This is a genomic window from Gordonia sp. (in: high G+C Gram-positive bacteria), assembly GCF_047600565.1.
GTDB lineage: Bacteria > Actinomycetota > Actinomycetes > Mycobacteriales > Mycobacteriaceae > Gordonia.
This window is the reverse complement of the sequence record NZ_JASGKN010000001.1, coordinates 2,181,482-2,204,690: the sequence shown is the minus strand read 5'-3', so window position 1 is coordinate 2,204,690 and position 23,209 is coordinate 2,181,482. Positions and strand designations below refer to the sequence as shown.

General features: G+C 69.6%; 15 protein-coding genes and 1 pseudogene. 4 read left to right on the top strand and 12 right to left on the bottom strand.

The genetic code is table 11. The annotated features are described in order from the left end of the window. Positions 1 to 23: 23 nt before the first annotated feature. The 3 genes from QM774_RS10725 to QM774_RS10715 all read right to left on the bottom strand — a co-directional run bounded on the left by QM774_RS10725 (position 24) and on the right by QM774_RS10715 (position 10,121). Positions 24 to 3,311, bottom strand: coding sequence for an arabinosyltransferase domain-containing protein (locus QM774_RS10725; protein ID WP_414975856.1), 3,288 nt, complete (start codon positions 3,309 to 3,311; stop codon positions 24 to 26). Further along, positions 3,308 to 6,646, bottom strand: coding sequence for an arabinosyltransferase domain-containing protein (locus QM774_RS10720; RefSeq protein ID WP_414975855.1), 3,339 nt, complete (start codon positions 6,644 to 6,646; stop codon positions 3,308 to 3,310). Before QM774_RS10720 ends, QM774_RS10725 begins: the two co-directional genes overlap by 4 nt. Positions 6,647 to 6,719: 73 nt before the next feature. Continuing rightward, positions 6,720 to 10,121: an arabinosyltransferase domain-containing protein gene (locus tag QM774_RS10715; protein WP_414975854.1), complete on the bottom strand. Its 3,402-nt coding sequence runs from the start codon at positions 10,119 to 10,121 to the stop codon at positions 6,720 to 6,722. A gap of 55 nt (positions 10,122 to 10,176) precedes the next feature. Between QM774_RS10715 and aroQ the strand changes: the two genes are divergently transcribed. Both aroQ and QM774_RS10705 read left to right on the top strand, forming a co-directional pair. Beyond that, positions 10,177 to 10,629: a type II 3-dehydroquinate dehydratase gene (gene aroQ / locus QM774_RS10710; protein WP_414975853.1), complete on the top strand. Its 453-nt coding sequence runs from the start codon at positions 10,177 to 10,179 to the stop codon at positions 10,627 to 10,629. Between the two features lie 224 nt (positions 10,630 to 10,853). Further along, a complete protein-coding gene (locus tag QM774_RS10705) occupies positions 10,854 to 12,272 on the top strand; it encodes a DEAD/DEAH box helicase (protein WP_414975852.1) in 1,419 nt (472 codons plus the stop codon). 91 nt (positions 12,273 to 12,363) lie between these two features. Here QM774_RS10705 and QM774_RS10700 read toward each other — a convergent pair whose 3' ends face one another. The 5 genes from QM774_RS10700 to QM774_RS10680 all read right to left on the bottom strand — a co-directional run bounded on the left by QM774_RS10700 (position 12,364) and on the right by QM774_RS10680 (position 17,879). After that, positions 12,364 to 12,687 (bottom strand): hypothetical protein, encoded by a 324-nt coding sequence (locus QM774_RS10700; RefSeq protein ID WP_414975851.1) that lies wholly within the window; start codon positions 12,685 to 12,687, stop codon positions 12,364 to 12,366. A gap of 284 nt (positions 12,688 to 12,971) precedes the next feature. Continuing rightward, the gene (locus QM774_RS10695) at positions 12,972 to 13,730 is read right to left on the bottom strand and encodes an MBL fold metallo-hydrolase (protein ID WP_414975850.1); all 759 of its coding nucleotides are present in this window, start codon (positions 13,728 to 13,730) and stop codon (positions 12,972 to 12,974) included. Position 13,731: 1 nt separating this feature from the next. Next, positions 13,732 to 15,660, bottom strand: a complete 1,929-nt coding sequence (locus tag QM774_RS10690) for an arabinofuranosyltransferase (RefSeq protein WP_414975849.1) — start codon at positions 15,658 to 15,660, stop codon at positions 13,732 to 13,734. A 4-nt stretch (positions 15,661 to 15,664) separates the two neighbouring features. Continuing rightward, positions 15,665 to 16,426, bottom strand: coding sequence for a decaprenylphospho-beta-D-erythro-pentofuranosid-2-ulose 2-reductase (locus QM774_RS10685; protein ID WP_414975848.1), 762 nt, complete (start codon positions 16,424 to 16,426; stop codon positions 15,665 to 15,667). 34 nt (positions 16,427 to 16,460) lie between these two features. Next, positions 16,461 to 17,879 (bottom strand): FAD-binding protein, encoded by a 1,419-nt coding sequence (locus QM774_RS10680; RefSeq protein ID WP_414975847.1) that lies wholly within the window; start codon positions 17,877 to 17,879, stop codon positions 16,461 to 16,463. Positions 17,880 to 17,964: 85 nt separating this feature from the next. On the opposite strand from QM774_RS10680, the gene QM774_RS10675 reads away from it, so the two are divergent. Continuing rightward, the gene (locus QM774_RS10675; RefSeq protein ID WP_414975846.1) at positions 17,965 to 18,423 is read left to right on the top strand and encodes a universal stress protein; all 459 of its coding nucleotides are present in this window, start codon (positions 17,965 to 17,967) and stop codon (positions 18,421 to 18,423) included. 1 nt (position 18,424) lies between these two features. On the opposite strand, the gene QM774_RS10670 is transcribed toward QM774_RS10675, so the two are convergent. Further along, positions 18,425 to 19,618, bottom strand: a complete 1,194-nt coding sequence (locus tag QM774_RS10670; RefSeq protein WP_414975845.1) for an alpha/beta hydrolase family protein — start codon at positions 19,616 to 19,618, stop codon at positions 18,425 to 18,427. Between the two features lie 36 nt (positions 19,619 to 19,654). Continuing rightward, a complete protein-coding gene (locus QM774_RS10665; RefSeq protein ID WP_414975844.1) occupies positions 19,655 to 20,881 on the bottom strand; it encodes a lipase family protein in 1,227 nt (408 codons plus the stop codon). Positions 20,882 to 21,012: 131 nt separating this feature from the next. On the opposite strand from QM774_RS10665, the gene QM774_RS10660 reads away from it, so the two are divergent. After that, positions 21,013 to 21,474: a GtrA family protein gene (locus QM774_RS10660; RefSeq protein WP_414976650.1), complete on the top strand. Its 462-nt coding sequence runs from the start codon at positions 21,013 to 21,015 to the stop codon at positions 21,472 to 21,474. On the opposite strand, the pseudogene QM774_RS10655 reads toward QM774_RS10660, so the two are convergent. Next, positions 21,467 to 22,376 (bottom strand): annotated as a pseudogene (locus tag QM774_RS10655) (glycosyltransferase). The gene QM774_RS10660 and the pseudogene QM774_RS10655 overlap by 8 nt on opposite strands. A 14-nt stretch (positions 22,377 to 22,390) precedes the next feature. After that, positions 22,391 to 23,194: an ABC transporter ATP-binding protein gene (locus tag QM774_RS10650; RefSeq protein WP_414975843.1), complete on the bottom strand. Its 804-nt coding sequence runs from the start codon at positions 23,192 to 23,194 to the stop codon at positions 22,391 to 22,393. Between the last annotated feature and the right edge of the window lie 15 nt (positions 23,195 to 23,209).

Here is a 23,209-nt window from a genome sequence, read left to right as displayed (position 1 = left end):
CTGGGCGTGTCAGCGGGTCCGGGTCAGTAGCCGGCCGAGCGCATCGGCGCCAGCGACGTCAGACCGTTCACCGTGCGGGTGCCCAGCTCGAGTTCGGCCGGCTTCGCCGACGGCACCAACGGCGTGTACCGCTCCAGCGAGCCCCAGTCGCGGTTCCAGTTGTTCCGCAGATACGACGGCACCAGGGTGCTCGACAGCAGGGCGTCGGTGATGCCCAGCGGGCCGCCGTTCACGCCGTCCTGCCACGTCTGGCTGTTCACGCGGGTCGCCTCGGCGTCCGGGGTGATCCGCCAGTCCGGCAGCTCCAGCACGCCGTTGTGGACGGCCATCGGACGCTGACACGGGAACACCAGGCCGGGCAGCCAGTCGATGAACACCGGGTCGGTCTTGCCGACCACGTCCTCCAGCGTCTTCAGGTGCGGCACGCGCGGCGGGGTGAACGCCACCCACTCCTGGGACGCGGCGGCGTCGTCGACGGCCACCAGACGCACCAGGGAGGCACGGGGCGGGGCCTCGTCGAGCGGGAAGCGCAGCGAACGCCACTCACCCGGTGCCGAGTCCATCGGGTCGATGCCGATCATCGTGCCCACCGGCACGATGGTGTCGCCGTCCCGGCGAGCGAACTCGGCCACCAGCTTGCGACCGTCGGTCACCAGCAGGTTGCGGTCCCGCACCGCGATGGAACCGGCCGCGGCCACCGTCAGCAGCGGCGCATTGGCCGGGGCCTGCCCGGCCTGGAAGCCCAGGTCGTACCAGCCGGTGGTGACCGACGAGTTGCCGGTCACGCCGTAGCTTCCCAGCATCGGGGTGGTGGCCGGGTTCAGGCCGTACGGCAGCCGGACACTGTTGGTGGCGACGGTCGTCGTCTCGCCGTCCTCGTCCGAGGTGTCCTCCTGATCGCCGGTCGGCAGGGAGGTCTGGACGGTGTCCTCATCGGTCTCGTTGCTGGTCTTGCGCTCCACCGGGTCCAGCAGGACGTCCGACGGGACGCCGTCGCGGACGAATCCGTCGTTCTGCTCGGCGATCGCGTCCATCGGTGCCGGGGCGGGTTTACCGTCGACCGCGGCCGGGGACAGCATGGACTTAGCCGGGTCGGTCTCGACCAGGACGTCGTTGGCCAGCGCACACGTGTTGCCGCTGAGGGCGCGCAGGTTCGACTTGGCCCACGACCAGCTGTCCCGCTGCTTGTAGGCGCCGAACACGAACGAGAACAGCATGAACGCGACGACCAGACCCGAGAGGACCGGCAGCGGGGAGAACGTGAAGCGCGCCAGACCGGTCCGGGTGTACCCGGTGGCCGGATCGCCGTCGTTCGAGTCGCCGTCGTTCGAGCCGGTGCGCAGGAAGCACCACAGACCGTAGGCGGCGGTGAGCACCGACGCGGCCAGGGCCACCCAGGCCAGCTGGATGCCGTGGATCGCGATCGGGGCGTCCCACCACGGCACGCCGTAGCTGCCCACGTACCACCACATGTTGGTGCCCGAGGCCGCCGCCGCGAACATCAGCAGCACGAGTGCGGCGAAGAACGCGCGGTTGCTGCGCGAGCGCATCAGGGCCGGCGACATCATCGCGGCGGTCGCCGCCACCACGGCGGCACCGATACCGGCGTAGATGCCGAAGTGGTGCGTCCACTTGGTGGGGGTGAAGGCGATGAAGAACATCGTGCCGAGCATGACCGCGATCAGGCGCCAGATCGGGGCCCGGGCCACACCCGCCGGATGCCGCTTGGACAGCAGCCGGAAGATCGCGACCACCAGACACATCAGCATGATGAGGATGCCGAAGCGGCGCGAGAACGTCCCGTCGCCGGTGTTCATCATCAGGAAGTAGTAGCGCATCGGCTCCTGCCACCACTCCTGGGTGGGGCCGACGGCGCTGGACACCAGGCTGCCTTCGACCAGCGGCCGCAGCGGCTGGTCGTAGAAGATCATGAACAGCACCGAGGTGCCGGCGGCGGCGATCGGGGCCAGCATCGGCAGCAGGCCGTCGCGCGAGCGGCGCGACACGATGCCGCGGACCACCGGTCGCAGGCCGGCCAGCAGCGCCGCCACCGCCATCAGGCCGCCGGGGGCCACCGCGAACGTGAACGCGGCGCAGATGGTCGCCACCGCGTACGGCAGCAGCCTGCGGGTGGCGATGGCGCGCTCGACCGCACACCAGGTGAGCAGGGCGCCGATCGCCTCGACTGGCTCGAAGCGGATGCCGTTGTTGTAGGGCAGCCAGATGGCCAGGAACGCCAGGGCGCCCGACCAGACGGCGGCCTTGCTGTTCTTGACGGCCGGACCCAGGCGGGGGATGACCTCGCGGGACAGCAGCCACCAGCCGAGAAGGCCCAGCAGGAACGCCGGCAGACGCAGCCACGGGGTGGCGGTGCTGACACCGGTCATCGCCGACAGCACCTGGTACGGCCAGCCGAACGGATCCTGCGGGACCCCGAAGTAGCGGAAGTAGTTGTCGGCGTATCCGGCGCCGCCGGTGATGCGGGCGACGGTGATGTTGTAGCCGTCGTCGGAGGTGTTGCCGCCGATCAGCCACCAGGCGGCCAGCACACCGAAGACCACCACGTCCGGGGCGCGGATGGTGAACCAGCCGCGCGGCAGGAACCGCTTGTGCCCGAGTCCGTCCCGGCTGTCCAGGATGGCGAGCGCCACCAGCGACGCCAGCGTCATCAGGATGCCGATCCAGATGGCGGCGCGCTTGAGCGGTGTCGGGGAGTTCACGAATCGCGTGTCGATGTCGGCGTGGAACGTGAGGCCGGCGACCGGGGCGGTGGCGGGCAGATCGGAGAAGACGCCGACGATCTGCGGACGCATGTCGGTGTCGTCGGTCGAGTAGCGGGTGCCGTCGCCGTCCATACCGGCGACGGTCGCCTGCAGTCCGGTCTTGCCGCCGGTCACCGTGATCGCGCAGTCCGGATTCGACTGCGCCGCCTGACGGGGCACGCTCAGCAGCACCACGTTGCGGACTGTGACGGTCAGGTCGGTGGCCGTCGCCTGCACGAACATGCCGCGGGCCGCGGCCTGCTTGCCGTTGACCGGGAGCGTCGACAGCACGTTGCCGCCCGTCGCCGGAAGCGCGTCGGCGGCCGAACACGGCACCGACACGGTCAACGCGGTGGGCACGAACGCCACCATCGGCGCGGTCACGTTCGAGACGGCACCGTTCTGCGGCCAGTCGAGTGCCGCGGAGCGCTGCTGCACCGGCAGCAGCGGCGTCGCGACGGCCAGCAGGGCACCCAGCAGGCCGGCGACGACCGCGATGATCTTGGTGACCCGGTAACCGTCGCGGGTCAGGAAATTACGATCAGTCACTTGTTCTCCAGACGGATCGTGCCGGTGCGCGACCAGCCCCACTCGGTGGCCTCACCGGTCGCGACGCGGGCGGGCCCCGCGTCGGCGGCGATCGGCGTCAGCTTCTCCAGCGAACCCCAGTCCTGATGCCAGTCGTCCCGCAGATAGGTGGGCACGGTGACGGCCTTGGTGCCGGACTCGTAGAACGACAGCAGACCGCCGCTGCTGGACGCCTGCCAGTTCTTGGCCTGGAGGTTCAGCGTCGTGTAGTCGGGCAGGATCCGCCACCGCGGCAGTTCCGCGACCCCGTTGCGGATGCTCATCGGCCGCTGGCAGGGGAAGAACGCGGCGACCGGGAAGTCGATCAGCGTCGGATCGGACGAGCCCACCAGCTCCTGCAGGGTCACCAGCCTGGGGGCGCGCGGCGGCGTGATCGCCAGGAACTGGGCGGCACCGAGGTTGGTGTCGTCGAGCACCAGCCGCATGGCGGTGGCGCCCTGCGGGGCCGCGGACATCGGGAAGCGCAGGTTGCGCCACGGGCCGTTGGCGACCAGCGGGCCCGGGTCGATCGGGGTGACGTCGCCGCCGATCTTCTCGAAGCCGTTCGCGCCCTGACGGCCGAACTGGGCGACGATCTTCTGTCCGATGACCTCGGCGCCCTGTGCGTCGCGGGATTCGACGGCGCCGGCGGTGGAGACCACCAGCAGCGGCGAGGTCGCCCGGTCCGGAAGGCGGTACCAGTCGGTCTGCAGGTGCGCGTTGCCCGGGAAGGCGAAGCTGCCCAGCACCGGGGTGGTGGACGGCTTCAGGCCGTACGGGAGGGCGGCGTGCGAACCGTTCACGGTGACCGGGCCGGTGCCGCCACCGGTACCCGCGCCGGCGATGCCGTCGGTCGAGAAGTTGGTCCACGACTTGGCGCCCACATGCATCTGGCCGGGTCGGGACGTCACCTTCGCGCCGACCAGCGATCCCGGCACGCCGTCCGGGCTGAATCCGACGCCGCCGGTCCCGGCGAGCGCCTCGGACTGCGAGCGGCCGTCGGCGGGGGTCAGCAGGCCGGCGTTCGGGTCGGGCTCGGCGAGCACCTGGTCGGCCAGTAAGCACGACCCGGTCAGCGACTTCGCGTTCAGGGAGGCGGCGCTCGCGGCCGGGGCGCGGCCCACCGCGGCCTTGGTGAAGAAGCCCAGGGTGGCCACGACCATCAGCACCGCGATCACCGCGATCGGGGCGTGCGAGAGGGCACGCCGACGGCGGTCCGCGGTGTCCTCGGCCCCGGCCGCGTGGTGGCTCATGCCCTTGTTCTCGACGTAGTCCAGGCGCAGCGTCTGCCACAGGGCGAGCGCCGCGAACACCATCGCCAGGAACAGCAGCACGCTGGCCACCTGGACTCCGGCCAGCGACGGCGCCCGGTCGAACCAGGGGATGTCGAAGCGGTACAGGTACGGCCAGGCGTTGTAGCCGGCGGTCGCCATGGCGAGGGCGAACAGCAGCGCGGTGACGAACACCGTCAGGTTGCGGGTGGAGCGGGCCGCACTCTGTGCGACGGCGAGCGTCGCCAGGGCGGCCAGGGCGGCACCGAATCCGGCGAAGACACCGAACTGGATGGTCCACTTCTCCGGCTCGGCGAACAGCAGGATCAGGCTGACGCCGAAGGCGCCGACGAGACGCCAGGCAGGGCCCGACGAGACGCCGTCGATCGTGCCGCGGCGCAGCAGCACCGCCGCGGTGACGATGGCTGCCGCGAACATCAGGAACACCGGGATGCGGCGGGCGATGGAACCGTCCGGCACACCGTCGACCAGGAAGTAGTACCGCATGAACTCCTGGTACCAGGGGATGGCCGGACCCACCGAGTAGCGGATCTTGACCGCCTCGGCGACGGTGGCGAGGGTCTGGTCGCGGAACACCAGGACCAGGACCACCAGGCCGGCGGCCACGATGGGCGCCAGCAGCGGCAGCAGACCGTCGTCGCGCCGGCGCTCGCCCAGGATCCGGACCAGCGGGCGGCCGCACACGATCAGGATGGCCACACCGATCACGCCCTGCGGGGCGAGGGTCAGGGTCATGGCGCCGGCCAGTGCGGCGAGGGCGGCCGGCAGCAGCTGCCTGCTGGTGACCGCCTTCTCCGCCGCCCACCAGGTGAGCAGCGAGCCGAGAACGATGATGCCTTCGGTCCGCAGGCCCGAACAGAACGGCATCCAGAACGCCAGGAACACCGCGGCGGCCGCGCCGACCGCCCAGCGGTTGGCGACCAGGGCGTCCCCGAGGCGCGGCAGCACCACGCGGGAGAGCAGGAACCACGACACCAGGCCGGCGATCAGCGACGGCAGATGCAGCCACACCAGCGAGGTGGAGATCGACGACCAGGACGACAGGAAGCTGTAGTACCAGTCGAAGGGGGCCTCGGCGATGCCGTAGTAGCGGTAGTAGTTCGGCAGATAGCCGGCGTCGCGGGCGACCCGGCCCATGTTGAGGATGTAGCCGTCGTCGGGGCCACCGGCGCCCAGGAACAGCCAGACGATCAGGATCGCGGTGACGACCAGATCGGAGACGCGGGGACGGAAGGCGCGCAGGCGGTCGGCGATCCGCAGCTGCGGGGGACCGCGGTAGCCGCGGCACCGGTCCAGGCAGTACAGACCGAACAGGGCGACCACGGTGGCGGCCACCGCAAGGATCATCACCAGGATCTTCAGGAGCGTGGCGCTGGTCTCGTACCGGTTGTCGACGGTGATCGACGCCCGGAGGTCGCCGCCGAACGCCGCCTTCAGCTGATCGGTGGACAACGAGGTGAAGATGCCGTCGATCTGGGGCCGCTTCACCGGATCGAGCACCGTGGCGTCACCGAGACCGACGAAGCGTGCGCCCGGACCGGCCGCCGAAGAGAAGATGTGCAACTCCTGGCACCGTCCGGAGGTGAGGTCGTCGCTGGTGGCGGATGCCGCGACCGAGGTACGGAACGACACGGTCACCCGCCCGTTGCGGGAACTGACGACCAGGGCGTTCGTGGTCTGCTTGGGCGACCCGTTCGGCACCGTCGCCAGGATCACCTGGTCCTTGTCGGCGAGCTCGGCGAGCGGCCGGCACGGCAGGGTGATGTCGAGCTTCTCGGGGGTGCGGGCGATCAGCGGTGCGGTGATCGACGGATCGTCGGCACCCAGCTCCTGGCCCTGCGGCCAGGTGATGGTCGCCGTGGTCTGGTGCACCGGAAGCAGTGGCGTCACGAGGGCCGCGACGATCGCGACGAGGCCGCCGAGCAGTGCCAGCAGGCGGGCGGTGGACGCCGACACCGGTGCCGAGCGGTCAGCCGACTCCGGGCCGTTGTTCAGCTCGGGATCGTCGGTGGCAGTCGTCGGCACAGGCACGATGATTCAGGTTAGTCCAACTTGCTGAGGACGGGCCAAGTGGTCGGCACACCGGTGCCGATCCGTTTCAGTGCCGGATCGGGGCCGGAGACCACAGCCCGCTGCGGGTGACGGTGCCGTGGTCGATGTGCGCCGGGGTCGCCGGGTCGTACGGCGTGTACCGCTCGAGGGCTCCCCAGTCGCGGCCGATGTCGCCCTGCAGGTAGGTCGCGACGGTGTCGGCGCGCTGTGAGACGTCCAGCCAGCCGAGCGGTCCGCCGCCCGGAGCGCTCTGCCAGGTGCTGACTGCGGCGGCCAGATCGGCGCCGGGACGGATCCGCCACTTCGGCGTCTCGGCGACGCCGGCGTGGAAGTCGAACGGCCGCTGGCACGGCACCACGAGACCCGACGTCCAGTCGATGTGGGTCGGATCGGAGTTGCCGACCGTCTCCTCCAGCGTGGTCATGGTCGGCACGCGCGGCGGCGTCACGACGATGAAGTGCTCCTCGGCGAGGTTCTGGTCGTCGGCGACGATCCGCACCGCGGTGGCGTTCGCCGGCAGGGCCGCGGTGTCGATGCGGACGTTGCGCCACGACGGGTTGGGTCCCGGATCGATCATCTGCTCGAAGCCGGCGGGCTTGAGGTCGGCATCCTTCGCGCCGGCCCCGATCGGGCTCTCCGAATACTCCAGACGGAGTTCGGCCGAGGCGAACTTGCCGGCCGCCGAGAAGGTGATCAGCGGCTGGGCGCGCCAGTTCTCCGGCAGCCGGTACCAGGCCGACGTGAGGCCGGCCGGGCTCTGATGGTCGGCCGAATAGCTGCCGAGCACCGGGGTGCGGGCCGGATCCAGGCCGAACGGCAGCTCGGCGTGGCTGCCGTTGACGCCGGCGGTGGCGCTGGTGCCGCCGCTGGTGCCGCCGCTGTTGGCGATCAGCAGATCGGGGTCGGTGAAGGCATCGCCGGCCAGCACGCCGAGCGTGCCGGCGGGGGCGCGCCACGACATGTCGTCGTCGACGCCGTCCGGGGTGAACCCGGTGGTGGGGCCGCGGTCAGAACCCTCCGGCTGCGTCGCCGGCCCGGACAAGGGATCGGCGATCGAACCGTCGACCGGCTTGAGCAGATAGTCGGTGGGGTCACCCTTCTCCACCCACACCTTGTCGGCCATGCTGCACGGCTTGCCGGCGAGGGCCTCGAGGTTGGTGCGCGGCACCGAATACGAGCTGGACTGCGCGATACCCGTGAATGCGGCCGTGCCGAAGATGAAGACGGCCACGATCCAGGCGGCGGTCGCCATCGGGGCGCGGGACAGGCGGGTGCCGATCCCGCGCAGCCGGCTGCCTCGCCGTTCGTCGTGCTCGGGGTCGTCGAGTGCCGGATCGGTGCCGGTGAACGGCTCCCGGAAATGGAACCAGAGGGCCAGCGCCAGCAGGATCAGTGTGAGGGCCAGCAGCACGCTGCCGACCATCAGCGGACCGATCTTCACCTGCTCGTACGCCCACGGCATGCCCCACGCGGAGGCGTAGTAGTAGGAGTTCGGCGCAGCGAACGCGAGAGCCGTGATGAACAGGACCAGGGCGCCGAACAGGGTGCGGTTGCGGCGCGAATGCGTGGCGTCCGCGCTCGCCGCGACGGTGGCGATGGCGGCCAGTCCCGCGGACAGGCCGGCGAACACACCGAAGTGATGCGTCCACTTGGTGGGCGTGAACATGAGGAACAGCAGCGAAGCGCCGGTGATGCCGACGATGCGGGCCGTGGGGCCGAGCGCGGTGCCCGGGATCCGGCCCTTGCGCAGCAGCACCGCGCCGGACACGATCAGCGACAGGAACATGGCCAGCACCGCGAAGCGCCGGGCGATGTCGCCGTCCGCGGAGAACGCGAACAGCGACGAGTACCGATCGATCTCGTTGTACCAGTGCATGGACGGGCCGACGGCCGACTTCATCGCCGAGCTCTGGGTGAACGCGGTCAGTGTCAGCTCGCTGAAGACGACGAACAGCACGAAGGTGCCGGCGGCCAGGATCGGCGCGATCAGCGACAGGTAGGCCAGCCCGATCGAGCGACCGGTCTGGCGGGCCACCTCCTTGGCGCGCTTGATGAGGGCCAGCAGCATGGGCCGGGCACCGGCGACCAGCGCGGCGACCGCGAGCAGGCCCGTCGGACCCGCCGCGATGCTGAACGCACCGAAGACGCAGGCGATGGCCGCGGGCAGCAGACGCCCGGTGGCGATGGCGCGTTCCACCGAACACCACGTGAGGAGGGCGCCGAGCGCGATGATCGGTTCAGGTCGCAGACCGTTGTTGAACGGGATCCAGCACAGCAGGAACACGGCGGCCGCAGTCCAGGCCGGAGCGGTGCCGGACAGGAACTCGGCGGGCCGCGTCAAACGTCCCGACGTGGCGCGGCCCAGGCGTGGCAGCACCTCGTGGCTGACGATCAGCCAGCTCGCGATACCGCAGAACAGGGCGGGCAGACGTATCCACGGACTCGCCACCGAGACGTGGCTCAGCCAGCCGAACACCTGGTAGTACCAGCCGAACGGCGATTCGGGCGCCCCGAACCAGCGGAAGTAGTTGGCGGTGTAGTCGCTGTGCTGCGCCACCCGCGACATGGTCATCAGGTAGCCGTCGTCGGACGTGTTCGGCCCGATGATGTGCCAGACCAGCAGCAGGCCGATCACCGTGTAGTCGCGCGGATTCAGCTTCCACCACTTGGCTGGGAAGATCCGGCGATGGCCGCGGCCGTCGGTGGCGTCGAGCCGGTTCAGCGCGACCAGCGACAGCAGCGTGCACAGGACGCCCACCACGATCGCGATCCACTTGATGACCGTCGGCGACGTCGAGTACCGGGAGTCGATCTCCACATGCGCGTGCAGACCCGGCAGGGCCGACTCCGGTCCGGTCAGCTGGGTGAAGACACCGGTCACCTGCGGACGCTGGTCACCCAGATCCATGTCGGCGTTGTCGAGGGTCGAGCCGGTGAGCTTCTTGCCGTCGTCGCCGGTGAGACCGTCGAACGAGGCGGTCACCTGCTCGGCGTCGGCGCGCACGGTGATGGTCCGGCAGGCCGGCGACGTGACCTCGTCGAGCGGTGCCGAGACGATCGGGATGTTCCGGTTGACGATCTCCACCGAACGCTGCCCCGACACGTCGGGCTGGCGCTGCGACGGATCGGTGGCGGCCGGCCCGGTCACGCGGACGAACAGACCGCGGTCCGGAGCCTTCGGCGCCGACGGCGACGTCGTCGCGAACAGGACGGTGGCACCGGCCGGCAGGTCGGCGGCCGCCGCGCACGGGATCTGGGCGTCGAGCTCGATCGGCGCGTACGAGATCAGCGGCGCGCTCACCGAGCCGACGGTCCCGTTCTGCGGCCAGCTGACGTCGGCCGTGGTCTGCTTCACCGGAAGCAGTGGAACGATCAACGCCAGGAACAGGCCCAACACGCCCGTGACGATGGCGACGACCTGCGCCCCCCGAACCGATTTCAATGGCACAGGGGCAATCGTAGCGGGGCCGGTTCGGCCCCGGGGACCGCTATGCTCAGCAGTTATGGCGAGCGATTCCGAGCACCTGCCCATCCTGCTTCTCAACGGGCCGAACCTGAACATGCTCGGGACCCGTCAGCCGGAGGTGTACGGCTCCGACCGCCTCGATGACATCGTCGATCTCGTCGAACGCACCGCCGCCGATCTCGGCTTCGGGGTGCGTGCCGTGCAGACCAACCACGAGGGCGAACTGATCGAGGCCGTGCACGACAGTGTCGGGAAGATCAGCGGCATCGTCATCAACCCGGCCGCATGGACGCACACCTCGGTGGCGGTCGCCGACGCACTGGTGATCCCGGAGGTGCCGATCATCGAGGTCCACATCAGCAATGTGGCGGCCCGCGAACCCTTCCGTCACCACTCCTACGTGTCGCCGATCGCGGCCGGTGTGATCGCCGGATTCGGCATCAGCGGCTACGAATACGCGGTGCGGCGTCTGGTGACGCTCGTCTCCTGATGCCCTGTTCGGCGTCCATGGCGCGTACGGTGGTCGTATCGGCGCTGCTCATGCAGCAGGCGCCTGCGTCGTAGAAGCGCTCTCCGGCCTTCGAGGCTGTCGATCATTCATACGGCGAACGGATACGCACACCTGCGTGTTCGCCACTCGATCCTCAGCCCGGTCGTACCCCGTGCACCTGCACGTCGCGGCGGTCTGTGGATCCCTGCCGCAAAGGCTGATTCATGACCACCACTTTCGCCGATCTCGGCGTGCCCGCCCCCATCGTCGCCGCGCTCGCCGCCGACGGTAAGGCGGCCCCGTTCCCCATCCAGGAGCGCACCCTTCCCGATTCTCTGGCCAGACGCGACGTCCTGGGCCGGGGCAAGACCGGCTCGGGCAAGACCCTGGCCTTCTCGATCCCGCTGGTGACCCGGCTCGCCGAGCTCGAGGGCTCCACCCGTCCCGGTCTGCCGACCGGACTGGTGCTCGCGCCGACCCGCGAGCTCGCCACCCAGATCGCCAACGTCCTCGAGCCGATGGCCGCCGCCATGGGCCTGACCGTCACCACCGTCTTCGGCGGCGTCAAGCAGGCCGGTCAGGAACGTGCCCTGCGCAAGGGCGTCGACATCGTCGTCGCCTGCCCGGGCCGCCTCGAAGACCTGATGAAGCAGCGCATCGTCTCCCTCGACGACGTCGACATCACCGTGCTCGACGAGGCCGATCACATGGCCGACCTCGGCTTCCTGCCCGGCGTCACCCGCATCCTCAACGCCACCCCCAACGACGGCCAGCGCATGCTGTTCTCCGCCACCCTGGACAACGGCGTCGACAAGCTGGTCAAGCGCTTCCTGGACAAGCCGGTCACCCATTCGCTCGAGGAGGCCACCAGCCCCGTCGAGAAGATGACCCACCACGTCTTCGAGGTCCGGTCCGCCGGTGACAAGAACGATCTCGTGCAGACCCTCGCCTCCGGCCAGGGCCGCCGCATCCTGTTCATGCGCACCAAGCACCAGGCCAAGAAGCTCGCCAAGAAGCTGACCGCCGCCGGTATCCCGGCCGTCGACCTGCACGGCAACCTGTCGCAGAACCAGCGCGACCGGAACCTGGCGTCGTTCGCCGCCGACGACGGCGCGAAGGTCCTGGTCGCCACCGACGTGGCCGCCCGCGGCGTGCACGTCGACGGCGTCGAGCTGGTGGTCCACGTCGATCCGCCGGCCGAGCACAAGGCGTTCCTGCACCGTTCGGGCCGTACCGCGCGTGCCGGCAGCAACGGCGACGTCGTCACCGTGTGCCTGCCCGAGCAGCGCGGTGACCTGCGCAAGATGCTGCAGAAGGCGGCCATCAAGGTCACCCCGCAGCAGGTGACCGCCGTGTCGCCGGCCGTCGACGACCTCGTCGGCGAGCGCGCCCCCTACCGTGAGCCGGCCCCGGCTCCGGCCCCCCAGCAGCAGGGCGGCGGACGCCGTCGCGGCGGCCAGGGGGGTCGTGGCAACGGCGGTGCCCAGGGCGGCCGCGGAGGCAGCGGTCGTGGCCAGGGCGGCCGTGGACAGGCCCGCGGTAACGCCGGTCGTTCCGAGAACGGCGGCGGACAGCGCAGCGCCGGCGGTCAGCGCCGCGGCGGCTCCGGCCGCTCCCGGCGCCCCGCCGGTTCGCCCAGCTGACCTCGCGTCGCTGGTCTCTCACCGACACAGACGAAGCCACGAGGGAAGATTCCCCTCGTGGCTTCGTCTACGGAGATTCGGTACCGCCTCGTCAGTCGTCGGGTAGCGGCACCGCCGGCCACGGGGCGTAGGCCCAGCCGATCAGCTGCCAGTCGCCGAGGTTCGCCGACGGCAGCAGCTGGTTGTCGGTGCCGTCGCCCCAGCCGGGTGCGAATCGCTGGACGCCGCCACTGAGGTAGGTTCCGTCGCCGCGGGAGATGTCGACGTGATAGCCGTCCTCTCCTTCGGAGAAGACGAGCGCCCCCGCCGGCGCCGGCAGACTGCTGTGGCCGAGGCCGCGGCTCGCCAGGTCCTCATAGAAGGCGTAGGCGTGCGGGATCCCGGTACTGGTGGTGCGCCCGTAGGCGGCGTCCACGAAGTCTTCGCAGCCGTAGTCACCGAAACGGTTGCTGTGCAGGAGTGTGGTTCCGCGGGCGATCGCGATCGCGGCGCTGGTCGCATGCTGTGCGGCGGACGCCGGCGTCGCATGTCATGCGACGGGCACCGGGTCGGCGTAGGTGGGTGCGGAGACGATGGCCGTCGTACCGGCGACGGTGGCCAGGGCGGCGGCGGTTCGCGCGAAGCCGTGACGGGTGTTCATGTCGTCGACACTCGCACCCGTACTTGGGGGTCAACCCCCGGTCACCTGCCGGGTTGCTGTCAGTTTCGGAGATTTGTGCGGGCCTGTGCCACCGCATCGGCGATGGGGCCCTCCCAGAGGGGGCCGTGGCCCGGCAGCACGATCGTGGCGCCGGTGGCCGACAGCTTGTCGAGGTTCCGGGCGTTCTCATCGGTGTCGTGCGTGAAGATCGGGCCCAGGCACTGCGGTCCGTGATGGCCGGTGATCATGTGCCCGGTGATCAGTGCGTCGCCGGTGACGACCGCTTCGCCGCCGGCCACCAGGTACGCGGTGTGACCGCGGGTGTGACCGTGCACCGGAATCGCCACCGGTGCGCCCGGAAGGGCGGCCAGTTTCGCCTTCGACGGCAGCGCCTTCGTGTCCGGAATACCGGTGCGGCTCAACGCGCCGAGCGGCACGATCTCGGCCAGCCAGCGCAGCACGCGCGGCTGCCACGCGATCGGTGCGATCGCCGCGGCATCGGCCTGCTCCAGATAGTCGCGGTGTGCGTGCGGCACCTCGTCCTTGCCGGCGTAGACCGGGAAGTCGTGGCCGGCCCGCAGCTTCGCGATACCGCCGAGATGATCGATGTGCGCGTGCGTCAGCAACGCGGCCCGGATCTCCTTCGGTGAACTGCCGACCCGATGCAGCGACTCGATCAGCGCCCCGGACTGGCCGGGATAGCCGCCGTCGATCAGGGTGACGCCGTCCGGGGACTGCAGGATCACCCAGTTGACGGCGCTCGTGTGCACCAGGTGCGTCTTGGTGTCGCCGCCCGACGACAGGGTGTCGATACGCATGTCACCGATTGTGGACGACGAGCACGAACGGGCCGACAGGGGTCACCGTGAACGCCGGATCGGCGAAGACCTTCGGATCGAAGGTCACCGTGTAGCGCTTGATGTTCGGATCGTTCGGGTACACGTCCTGCGCCAGCCGCAGCGTGTAGCCGTCGGCGGCGTAGCGGAAGACGAAGACGTCCGGTTCACGCCACGGGGCATCGGCCATCTCCTTCTTCAACTGCGCCGGATCGGTGGCCTGCGACCACTGGTCGATGGCCTTGGCGCGCGCCTCGAACTGGGCGAGCGGATTGGCGTAATGCGACGTCAGTCCCTGGAAACCCCAGTACGGGTACACCGACAGGAAGCTGTAGTCGGCGGTCAGCACGACGTTGCCGGTGTCCGGACGCTTGGTCTGCTCGGCGATCAGCTTGTGCAGTTGCGGGTAATACGATTCGGCGCCCGGCGGACGATGGTCGGCGCGGACGCCCGCGCCGTCGGTGTCGGTGTAGGCCATGGTGATCTCATCGGACAGCGTGCTGGGCAGCTGCTGCGCGACGGCCAGTGCTGACACCGCGGCCACCACGCCGACGGCCGTGCGGACGTCGCCGAACCGGTCGACGGCCACCTTCGCGAGCTCCACGCAGCCGAACGCTCCGGCCGCCGCCAGCACCCCGGCGGTGACCGGTTCCAGGCGGAACGACAGCAGGGTGCTGCCGATCGCGGTGCGGGCCAGCGAGGCGAGGGTCATGCCGACGATGCCGACGAGGGCGACGGCGAACGCGAAGGCGATGGTGCGCCGGCGCATGCGCACCAGCACCCACACGAGGCCGATCAGGGTCAGCAGGCCGACCAGCGACAAATGCCAGAACGGCATCGGCAGGATCGAACCGTTCTCCGGCAGGTAGTGCTCGGCGGCACCGGCCGTGCTCACCGGGTGACGACGGGTGGCGAGGAGGTAGCGGGTCCAGAACAGGGCGGCGACCGCCAGTGCGACCACCCCCATCACCAGCAGCCGGACCGCGACACCGAGGGCGTCGGCGCGCCGCGACGAACGGAGAACGGCCTCGTCGACCGCCTTGTTGCGATGCGCGGCCCACGCCTGCACCAGGTAGGCGAGCGCGATCAGGACCGCCACCCCGGCGAACAGGGCCGTGTACAGGGTGTAGACGGTCGCCGAGAAGCCGAGGAACAGGCCGGCGGCGATCACCGCGAACCATGACGTGGACGAGAGCGGCGCCGGGCCGTCGGCCAGCCGGCCGCGACCGCGCAACGCGTAGGCCATGACGACGAACATCGGGACGGCGATCAGGATCAGCACCGCCGAATACGGCTCCGGTGCCGCGTACTTCAGGGTGACGGCGGTGACCGCCAGTCCGGCGGTGACACCGCGGATCGGGCCGGTCATCCGGATCCAGAGCGCGGTGCCCAGGGCGGCGGCCGCGGCGATCGAGATGATCGACCACGGCTTGAAGGCCTCCCAGCCGGGCTGCCCGACCAGACTCGCGTACCGCCCACCCAGCCAGAACCAGGTGGCCGGATAGTAGGGCGGCAGACCCTGGTAGGTCATGTCCGCCAGGTGCGGGCTGGAGGTGAGGCGGGTCAGGTATTCGGTGCGGAACTGCTGATCGCCGGACAGGCCGTGGAGATACAGCTTGGTGGCGCCGAGCGGCATCCCGAGCGAGACGGTGACGAGTGCCGACGACGCCAGCGCTCCCAGCCACGACGGTGTCAGCCGCGACGAGGGCCGGTACCGCGCCACGATCACGGCGACCGCCGCGATGATGATCGCGACGGCCTGGCCGAGCGTCGTCAACGACCGGGTGACGTTCGAGGTGTTGTACGCCGGCCACTGCACGGCGTCGATCACACGCAGACCGGCGTATCCGACCACGGTGCCCAGGAGGAGGGCACCGATCAGGTCGACGGCGTCGAAGAGGCGACCGCGCACGGCGTCAGAGGGGGAGCTTGCGGAAGACCGGGCGCGGGACGTGCCGCAGCGCCATCATGATGAACCGGAACGGTCCCGGCACCCAGATGATGTCCTTGCCCTTGTCGACGGCCGCCACCACCTGACGCGCGACATCCTCCTTGTTGACCGTCAGCGGCGCCTCGTCGACGTGCGCCGACAGACGGGTGCGGACCTGGCCCGGACGGACGACCAGCACGTGGATGCCTTCGGGGCGCAGCGCGTCGCCGAGACCGGTGTAGAAGCCGTCGAGGCCGGCCTTGGTGGAGCCGTACACGAAGTTGGAGCGGCGGACGCGCTCACCGGCGACCGAACTCATCGCGATGATCTGGCCGTGGCCCTGCTGACGCATCTTCTCGCCGAGCAGCACACCCACCGAGACGGCGGCCGTGTAGTTGATCTCGGCCTCGAGGACCGCGAGCTTCTGGTCCTGCCAGGCCTGCTCGTCGTCGCCCTGGATGCCGAAGGCCACGATGGCGACGTCGATGTCGCCGTTCGCGAACGCCTGATCGATGACCGCCTGGTGGGTGTCGGTGGCGCGGGCGTCGAAGTCGACCGTCTCGACGCTGGTGGCGCCGGCGTCCTCACACAGTGCGACGGCGTCGGCGGCGTTCGGGTCGCCGGGCACCATCGCCAGCACGACCCGCATCGGGCCGCGCGACAGGAACTCGGTGGTGATGGCCAGCCCGATCTCGGAGCTGCCGCCCAGCACGAGGATGGACTGCGGGACGCCGACGGCGTTGAACATGACGGATCTCTTTCGGTTCGTCGTGGGGGGTGGGTCAGACCAGGCCGAGGCGTCGGCCCATGTCGGACATGAAGACCTGGTCGGGATCGATGCGCCGGCGCACGGCCAGCCACTCGTCGATCCGCGGGTACATGGCGTGGAAGGTCTCGGCGGTGGTGCGCGAATCCTTCGCCGTGTAGAGACGGCCGCCGATCGCGAGGACGCGGCGGTCGAGTTCGGACACGAACTCGTGCAGGCCCTTCTTGATCGGGAAGTCGACGCAGATGTTCCAGCCCGGCATGGGGAAGCTCAGCGGCGCCTTGTTGCCTTCTCCGAACAGCTTGAAGACGTTCAGGAACGAGACGTGCCCGGACGCCTGGATGTCGTAGATGATCGCCTTGAACTCTTCGACGGCCTCCGGCGGAACGATGAACTGGTACTGCAGGAAGCCCTTCGAACCGTAGGCGCGGTTCCAGTTCCCGAACAGATCGAGCGGGTGATAGAACTGCGTCAGGTTCTGGATCTTGCCCGTGTAGTTGCCGCCCATCCGGTAGTACGCCTCACCCACCAGGGAGAAGTCGAACCTGTTGGCCAGTCCGTTCGGGAAGATGTCCGGGAAGTTGACCAGCGTCGGGGCGTCGAACTTCAGGGGATCCTTCGCCAGCTTGGCGGGCAGCTGATCGAGGGTGGCGAGGTTGCCGCGCGAGAAGGTGCCGCGCCCCAGCTTCGGCGGCTTGCTGATGGCGTCGAACCAGCCCGAACTGTAGGTGTAGTTCTCCTCCGAGCCGTCCATGTGCAGCGCGATGGTCTCGTCGAGCGTCTTGGTGACGGTGCCGTCGGCGATGAAGTAGGCGGTCTCGGTGCGCGTCATCTTGATCTTGGCGCGCAGGATGATGCCGGTCAGACCGATACCGCCGACGGTGGCCCAGAAGATGGAGGCGTCCTTGTCGTCCTTGGAACCCTCCGGGGTGAGGGTGAGGATCTTGCCGGACGCGGTCAGCAGCGAGATCTCGGTGACGTGGTTGCCGAAGCTGCCGGAGCTGTGGTGGTTCTTGCCGTGGATGTCGCAGCCGATGGCACCGCCCACGGTCACCTGGCGGGTGCCGGGCAGCACCGGAACCCACAGGCCGTGCGGCAGGGCGACGCGCATCAGGGTGTCGAGGTCGACGCCGGCGTCCACGTCGACGACAGCGGTCGCGTCGTCGATCGAATGGATCCGGTTGAGCTGCGTCATGTCGATGGTGAGGCCACCGGCGTTCTGCGCGTTCTCACCGTAGGAGCGGCCCAGGCCGCGCGCGATCACGCCGCGCTTGAGGTAGTCCGGCTTGTCGGCGGCGTCGTCGGCCACGCGGGCGACCGCCTCGGCGATCACCTCGGGATACGGCGTCGTCAGCACGTGCCCCTCGATGGGCATGGTGCGACCCCAGCCCATGAGCTTGCGGGTCTCGATAGGGAGTACTTCTGAGTTCGTCATCGCCCATAGAGACTACTCGCGTCAACCTGTGGAAAAGCTATTAGTGTTCTCCTCAGGCAGGGGTGTTGGAGGTGAAGGAGGCGCGATGATCGTCGTCGGCTACACCGCGGGCGCCTTCGGCCGTGCCTGCCTGGAGCAGGGCATCGAGCATGCGCGTCTGCGGAACACCGAACTACTGGTGATCAGCGCGGTGTCGGAGGCGCGCGGTCAGCGGATGGTCGACGCCGACGAGATCGCCGCCGTCACCCGCCGGCTGGACGCGTCGGGGGTGAAGTACCGCCTCGATCAGCCGATCGGCGCCACCCCGGCGGAGGAGCTGCTGACCGCGATGGACCGGCCGGACGCGGAACTGCTGATCATCGGCATGCGTCGCCGCAGTCAGGTGGGCAAGCTGCTGCTCGGCAGCACCTCGCAGTTCCTGTTGATCGAGTGCGACAAGCCGGTGCTGGTGGTGAAGCCGGACGAGGCCCGCCATCACCGTCACCCGCCGGGCCCGTCGCCCACCGACCTCGACTCGCCGCCGCGCTCGAGCCTGACCGACTGACTCAGCGCATGATGCGCTTCACGAACGGGGTGGAGTCCTTCATCGAGGCGAGGACGGTGCCCGAGTGGTCCTGCGCCGGATAGACGTGGAATTCGACGGGCTGGCCGGCGGCCAGCATCTGGGCGTACAGCGAGCCGGCGGAGACGGCCGGGACATCGGTGTCGAGCAGGCCCTGACCCATGAAGATCGGGCGGTCGTAGCCGGAGTACGGGGTGGCCATGTAGTCGACGAGAGCCGCCTGCACGCCGGGGATCGACTCGATGGGCCGGCTGAACCAGGCGTTGATGTGCTCGCCGGTGACCGCGGACGACATCTCCGGGTAGCAGAGGGTGCGCGCCATCGCGATGACCTTCTTGCCGCGCGCGGTGAGGATCCGCTCCGGGTGCAGGTCGGCGCGGGCGTCGGTGAAACCGGCCAGAATGTAGGCGGCGTACGCGTTCAGCTGTGCGGGCAGCACGATCGGCGGGAACGACGGTCCTGCCTGCCAGACGAGATGCTCGATGTTCGCGGGGGTGCCGGTGGCGACGACGCCGCGGTAGTCCAGGCCGCTGCCCTTCGACAGGGCGGTGGCGCGGCGCGCGGCGTTCAACGCGGCACCGGCGCCCTGCGACTGTCCGACGATCGCCCACTTGTTCTGCAACGGCAGACCCGATCGCCGGGCGGCGATCACCGAGTCGACGACCGAGCGGGCCTCCACCTGACCGCTCAGATAGCTCATCAGACCGGGGGTGCCGAGCCCGGCGTAGTCGGTGGAGACGACCGCGTAGCCCTGGTCGAGCCAGTGGTCCAGATACTTGACGTCGCGGTCGGATCGGGGCTGCGCGGACGGCGCGCAGTCGTCGCCCAGACCGGTGGTGCCGTGCGCCCACGCGATCATCGGGTAGCCCTTGGCGGGCGCCGCTTTGCGGGGAAGGAAGATCGCGCCGGTGCTGACGGCGCGCTTGCCGTGCACATCCTTGCTGGCGTACAGGATCCGGTAGGCCTGGCCGGCGGCCGGCAGCGACACCGAGCGGTCGAGCGCGGTCTTGGCGATCAGGGTGCCGGGTGCGCCGATCGGTCCGGAGTAGTCGCGGGCGTCCAAACCCGACCAGACCGGGGTGCCGGTCGCCGGGAGCGGTGCTGCGGTGGCCGGTGCGGCCACGGTCAGGGCGAGGGCGCCGGCGGCCGCGAAGGATGCGAGGCGACTCAGGTTCATGGCCGATAGGGTAGGCCGATCCGACTACCCGCGTTGTCAGTCCTGCATGATCCGTTCCAGAAACGGGGTGGAATCGGCCGTCGACGCCAGCACCGTGCCGTTGTGGGCCTTCTCCGGGTACAGGTGGAACTCGACCGGCTGGCCGGCCGCCACCATCTGCACATACAGCGATCCGGCCGAGAACACCGGCACGTCCTTGTCGAGCAGGCCCTGACCGAGGAAGACGGGCCGGTCGTAACCGGAGTACGGGGTGCGCATGTAGTCGACGAGTGCCGCCGAGATCAGCGGATTGGCGCTGAGCGGCCGCAGGAACCAGCCGGACACCCGTTCGCCGCGCAGCACCTCCGACAGCGGATCGAAGCACATCGTCGCCGACAGCGAGATCACTTCGCGGCCGCGGTCGGTCAGGAGGTCGGCGACGTGCAGGTCGGGGCGCGCCTCGGTGAAGCCGGCGACGATGTAGGCGAGGTAGACGGTCAGCGACGGTGAGAGCACCACCGGCGGGAACAGCGGTCCGCTGAGCCGGACCACCTGCTCGATGTTGGCGGGCGCGCCGGTCGCCACGACGCCCCGGTAGTCCAGGCCGCTGCCGGCCGACAGCGCCGTCGCGCGACGGGCCGTGTTCAAGGCGGCCGCCGCACCCTGCGACTGGCCGACCGCTGCCCACTTCGCATCCAGCGGCAGGCCGGTGTGCCGGGCCGCGATCATCGAGTCGACGACGGCCCGGGCGGCGGCCTCCCCGTTCAGGTAGCTCATCAGGCCGGGGGTGCCGAGCCCGACGTAGTCGGTGGCCACCACCGCGTAGCCCTGCCGCAGCCAGTGATCGAGGTAGGCCGCGTCGCGGGGTGTGCGGGGATGCGCCGACGGAGTGGAGTCGTCGCCGAGACCGACGGTGCCGTGCGCCCACGCGATCATCGGGTATCCGTTGCGCGGCGGCGGTCCGGGCGGCAGGAAGATCGCGCCGGTGCTGACGGCGGGGGCGCCGTGGGCGTCGCGGGTGGCGTACAGGATCCGGTGGGCCTCGCCGGCGGCGGACAGGGTCAGCGACTCGTCCAGCGGCACGGCGGCGATGAGCGTGCCCGGCTCACCGATCGGACCGGAGTACCGGCAGGCGTCGAGCCCCGACCAGTGCGGGTTTCCGCCCGGGGTGGGTGTCGACGGGCTGGTGGGAAGGAACGGATAGGCGACGGTGGCCGCGGCGGCGGCGGTCAGGCCGAGTAGGGACGGGGGAACGGACCGGAGGGACGCGAACCTGATCCTCATGGCCTCAGGTTAGGGGCGATCGGCCGAATGCGCCGGGTTAGTCTGGCTGGGTGCCTGACCCAGAGCCGAACGGCGAGTTCCCGATCCCGAAGCACCCGCGTCACGAGGACTTCGCGACCCGTCACGCTCCGATGCCGGTGGAGTTGCCCTTCGATGACGAAGAGGCGTCGACCAGCGTCGACTTCAAGACGCAGATGATCCGGTTCATCGCGACCGGCGCCGGATCGGCGGTCCTCGATCTGGGACTCACCATGTTCCTGCAGGACGTCGTCGGCTGGCCGTTCGCGTGGTCCAAGGCGTTCGGATTCATTCTGGGCACCACCGTCGCCTACCTCATCAACCGGCGCTGGACGTTCCGGGCCGAACCGAGCAAGGCACGCTTCATCGCCGTCGTCCTGCTCTACGGGGTGACGTTCTTCGTGAACGTCGGCCTCTACGCGTGGCTCATGCACGTGGGCATGAACATGCTGCCCGACGACCCGTCCAAGCTCGGGAAACTGGCTTGCACCGTGATCGCGTTCGGCATCGCCCAGGGCGTCGCCACCGTCATCAACTTCGTGGTGCAGCGCGCGGTGATCTTCAAGATCAGGTAGCCGGAGGGTAGGGGCCGAAGTGCTCGGTGCGGCCCAGCCGCCGCAGACGCATCCACTCCCGGAACCCGGCCGGATCGCGCTGCTGCACCAGGAAGTACCAGGCGAAGCGGGCGTACTCCTGGGGGAGAAGTCTCCGCATGCCGGGCTGGCTCATCAGATAGCCGCGATTGCGGTAGGTGAAGAACCGTTTGGCCTCGTTGTCCGGGTACTGGGTGTGCATGCGACCGCCGAGGATCGGGCGGAACTCGTCGCTGCCGTCCGGATGCAGATACGCGGTCGTCAGGCAGGTGCCGAAGGCGACGCCCGAGCGCGCGAGCCGGCGATGCATCTCCACCTCGTCGCCGCGCACAAACAGCCGCAGATCCGGGACACCCACCTTGTCGAGGGTGTCGGCGGAGAACAGGGCGCCGTTCATCAGCGACGCGATGCCGGGCAGCAGATCGTCGGACGTGCTTTCCCCGTCGGCAAACAGTTCACTTCGCTTGCGCCGCCACACGAGTCCGCGACGCAACGGAAACGCCAGCGCGTCGGGGTCGTCGATGTTCACCACCACCGGTGACACCTCGCCCAGCGAATGCCGGGCCGCGCAGTCCAGCAGCGTCGCCAACACGTCCGGGCCTTCGGGACGGCCGTCGTCGTCGGCGCACCACACCCAGTCCGCGCCGAGTGCGAGCGCGTGCAGCATGCCGAGCGCGAATCCGCCGGCGCCGCCGAGGTTGTGCTTCGACGGAAGGTAGGTCGTCGGGATCGGCTGCGAGGTGACCAGCTCGCCGACCTCGGGCTGGGCGGCGTTGTCCACGACGATCAGGTGATCCAGTGGGCGGCTCTGTGAGCTGAGCACGGCCAGCGACTTCTTCGAGCAGGTCGCGGCGCAGATGCGTGACGACCACGCCGACGACCATCGGGTTCGGTGTGCTCACGCGTCGCCGTTCTCTTCCAGGACCTTGCGGACCTGGTCGCCGGCCTCGTCGCCCTGGTAGGCGCGCACCACCTCTTCGATGCCGCCCTGCATGTGCATCTGGCCCTTCTCCATCCAGATGGCGCGGTCGCACAGCTGGGCCAGGAACTCGTTGGAGTGGCTGGCGAACACCAGGATTCCGGAGCGCTTGACGAGGGCCTCGAGCCGGACGCGGGCCTTCTTCATGAACTCGGCGTCGACGGCGCCGATGCCTTCGTCCAGGATCAGGATCTCCGGGTCGATGCTGGTGACCACACCCAGTGCGAGACGCACGCGCATACCGGTCGAGTAGGTGCGCAACGGCATTTCGAGGTAGTCGCCGAGCTCGGAGAACTCGGCGATCTCATCGGTCTTGGCCAGCATCTCCTTGCGGCTCATGCCCAGGAACATGCCGCGGATGAGGATGTTCTCGTAGCCGGAGATCTCCGGGTCCATGCCGACGCCGAGGTCGAAGACCGGGGCGACGCGGCCCTGGATCTTGCAGGCGCCGCGGGTGGGCTCGTAGATGCCGGACAGCACGCGCAGCAGCGTCGACTTGCCGGCGCCGTTGTGGCCGACGAGACCGATCCGATCGCCGTGTTCGAGGTGCAGGTTGATGTCGCGCAGCGCCTCGACGACGACGGTCTTGTTGCCGCCGGGGTTGCCGATCACGCCGCCGGCCGCGCCGACGACGGTCTTCTTGAACGAGCGGGTCTTGGCGTCGAAGATCGGGAAGTCGACACAGGCGTCCCAGGCGTCGACGCGGACATCGGTTTTGGCCATCGGATTCTCTTCCGT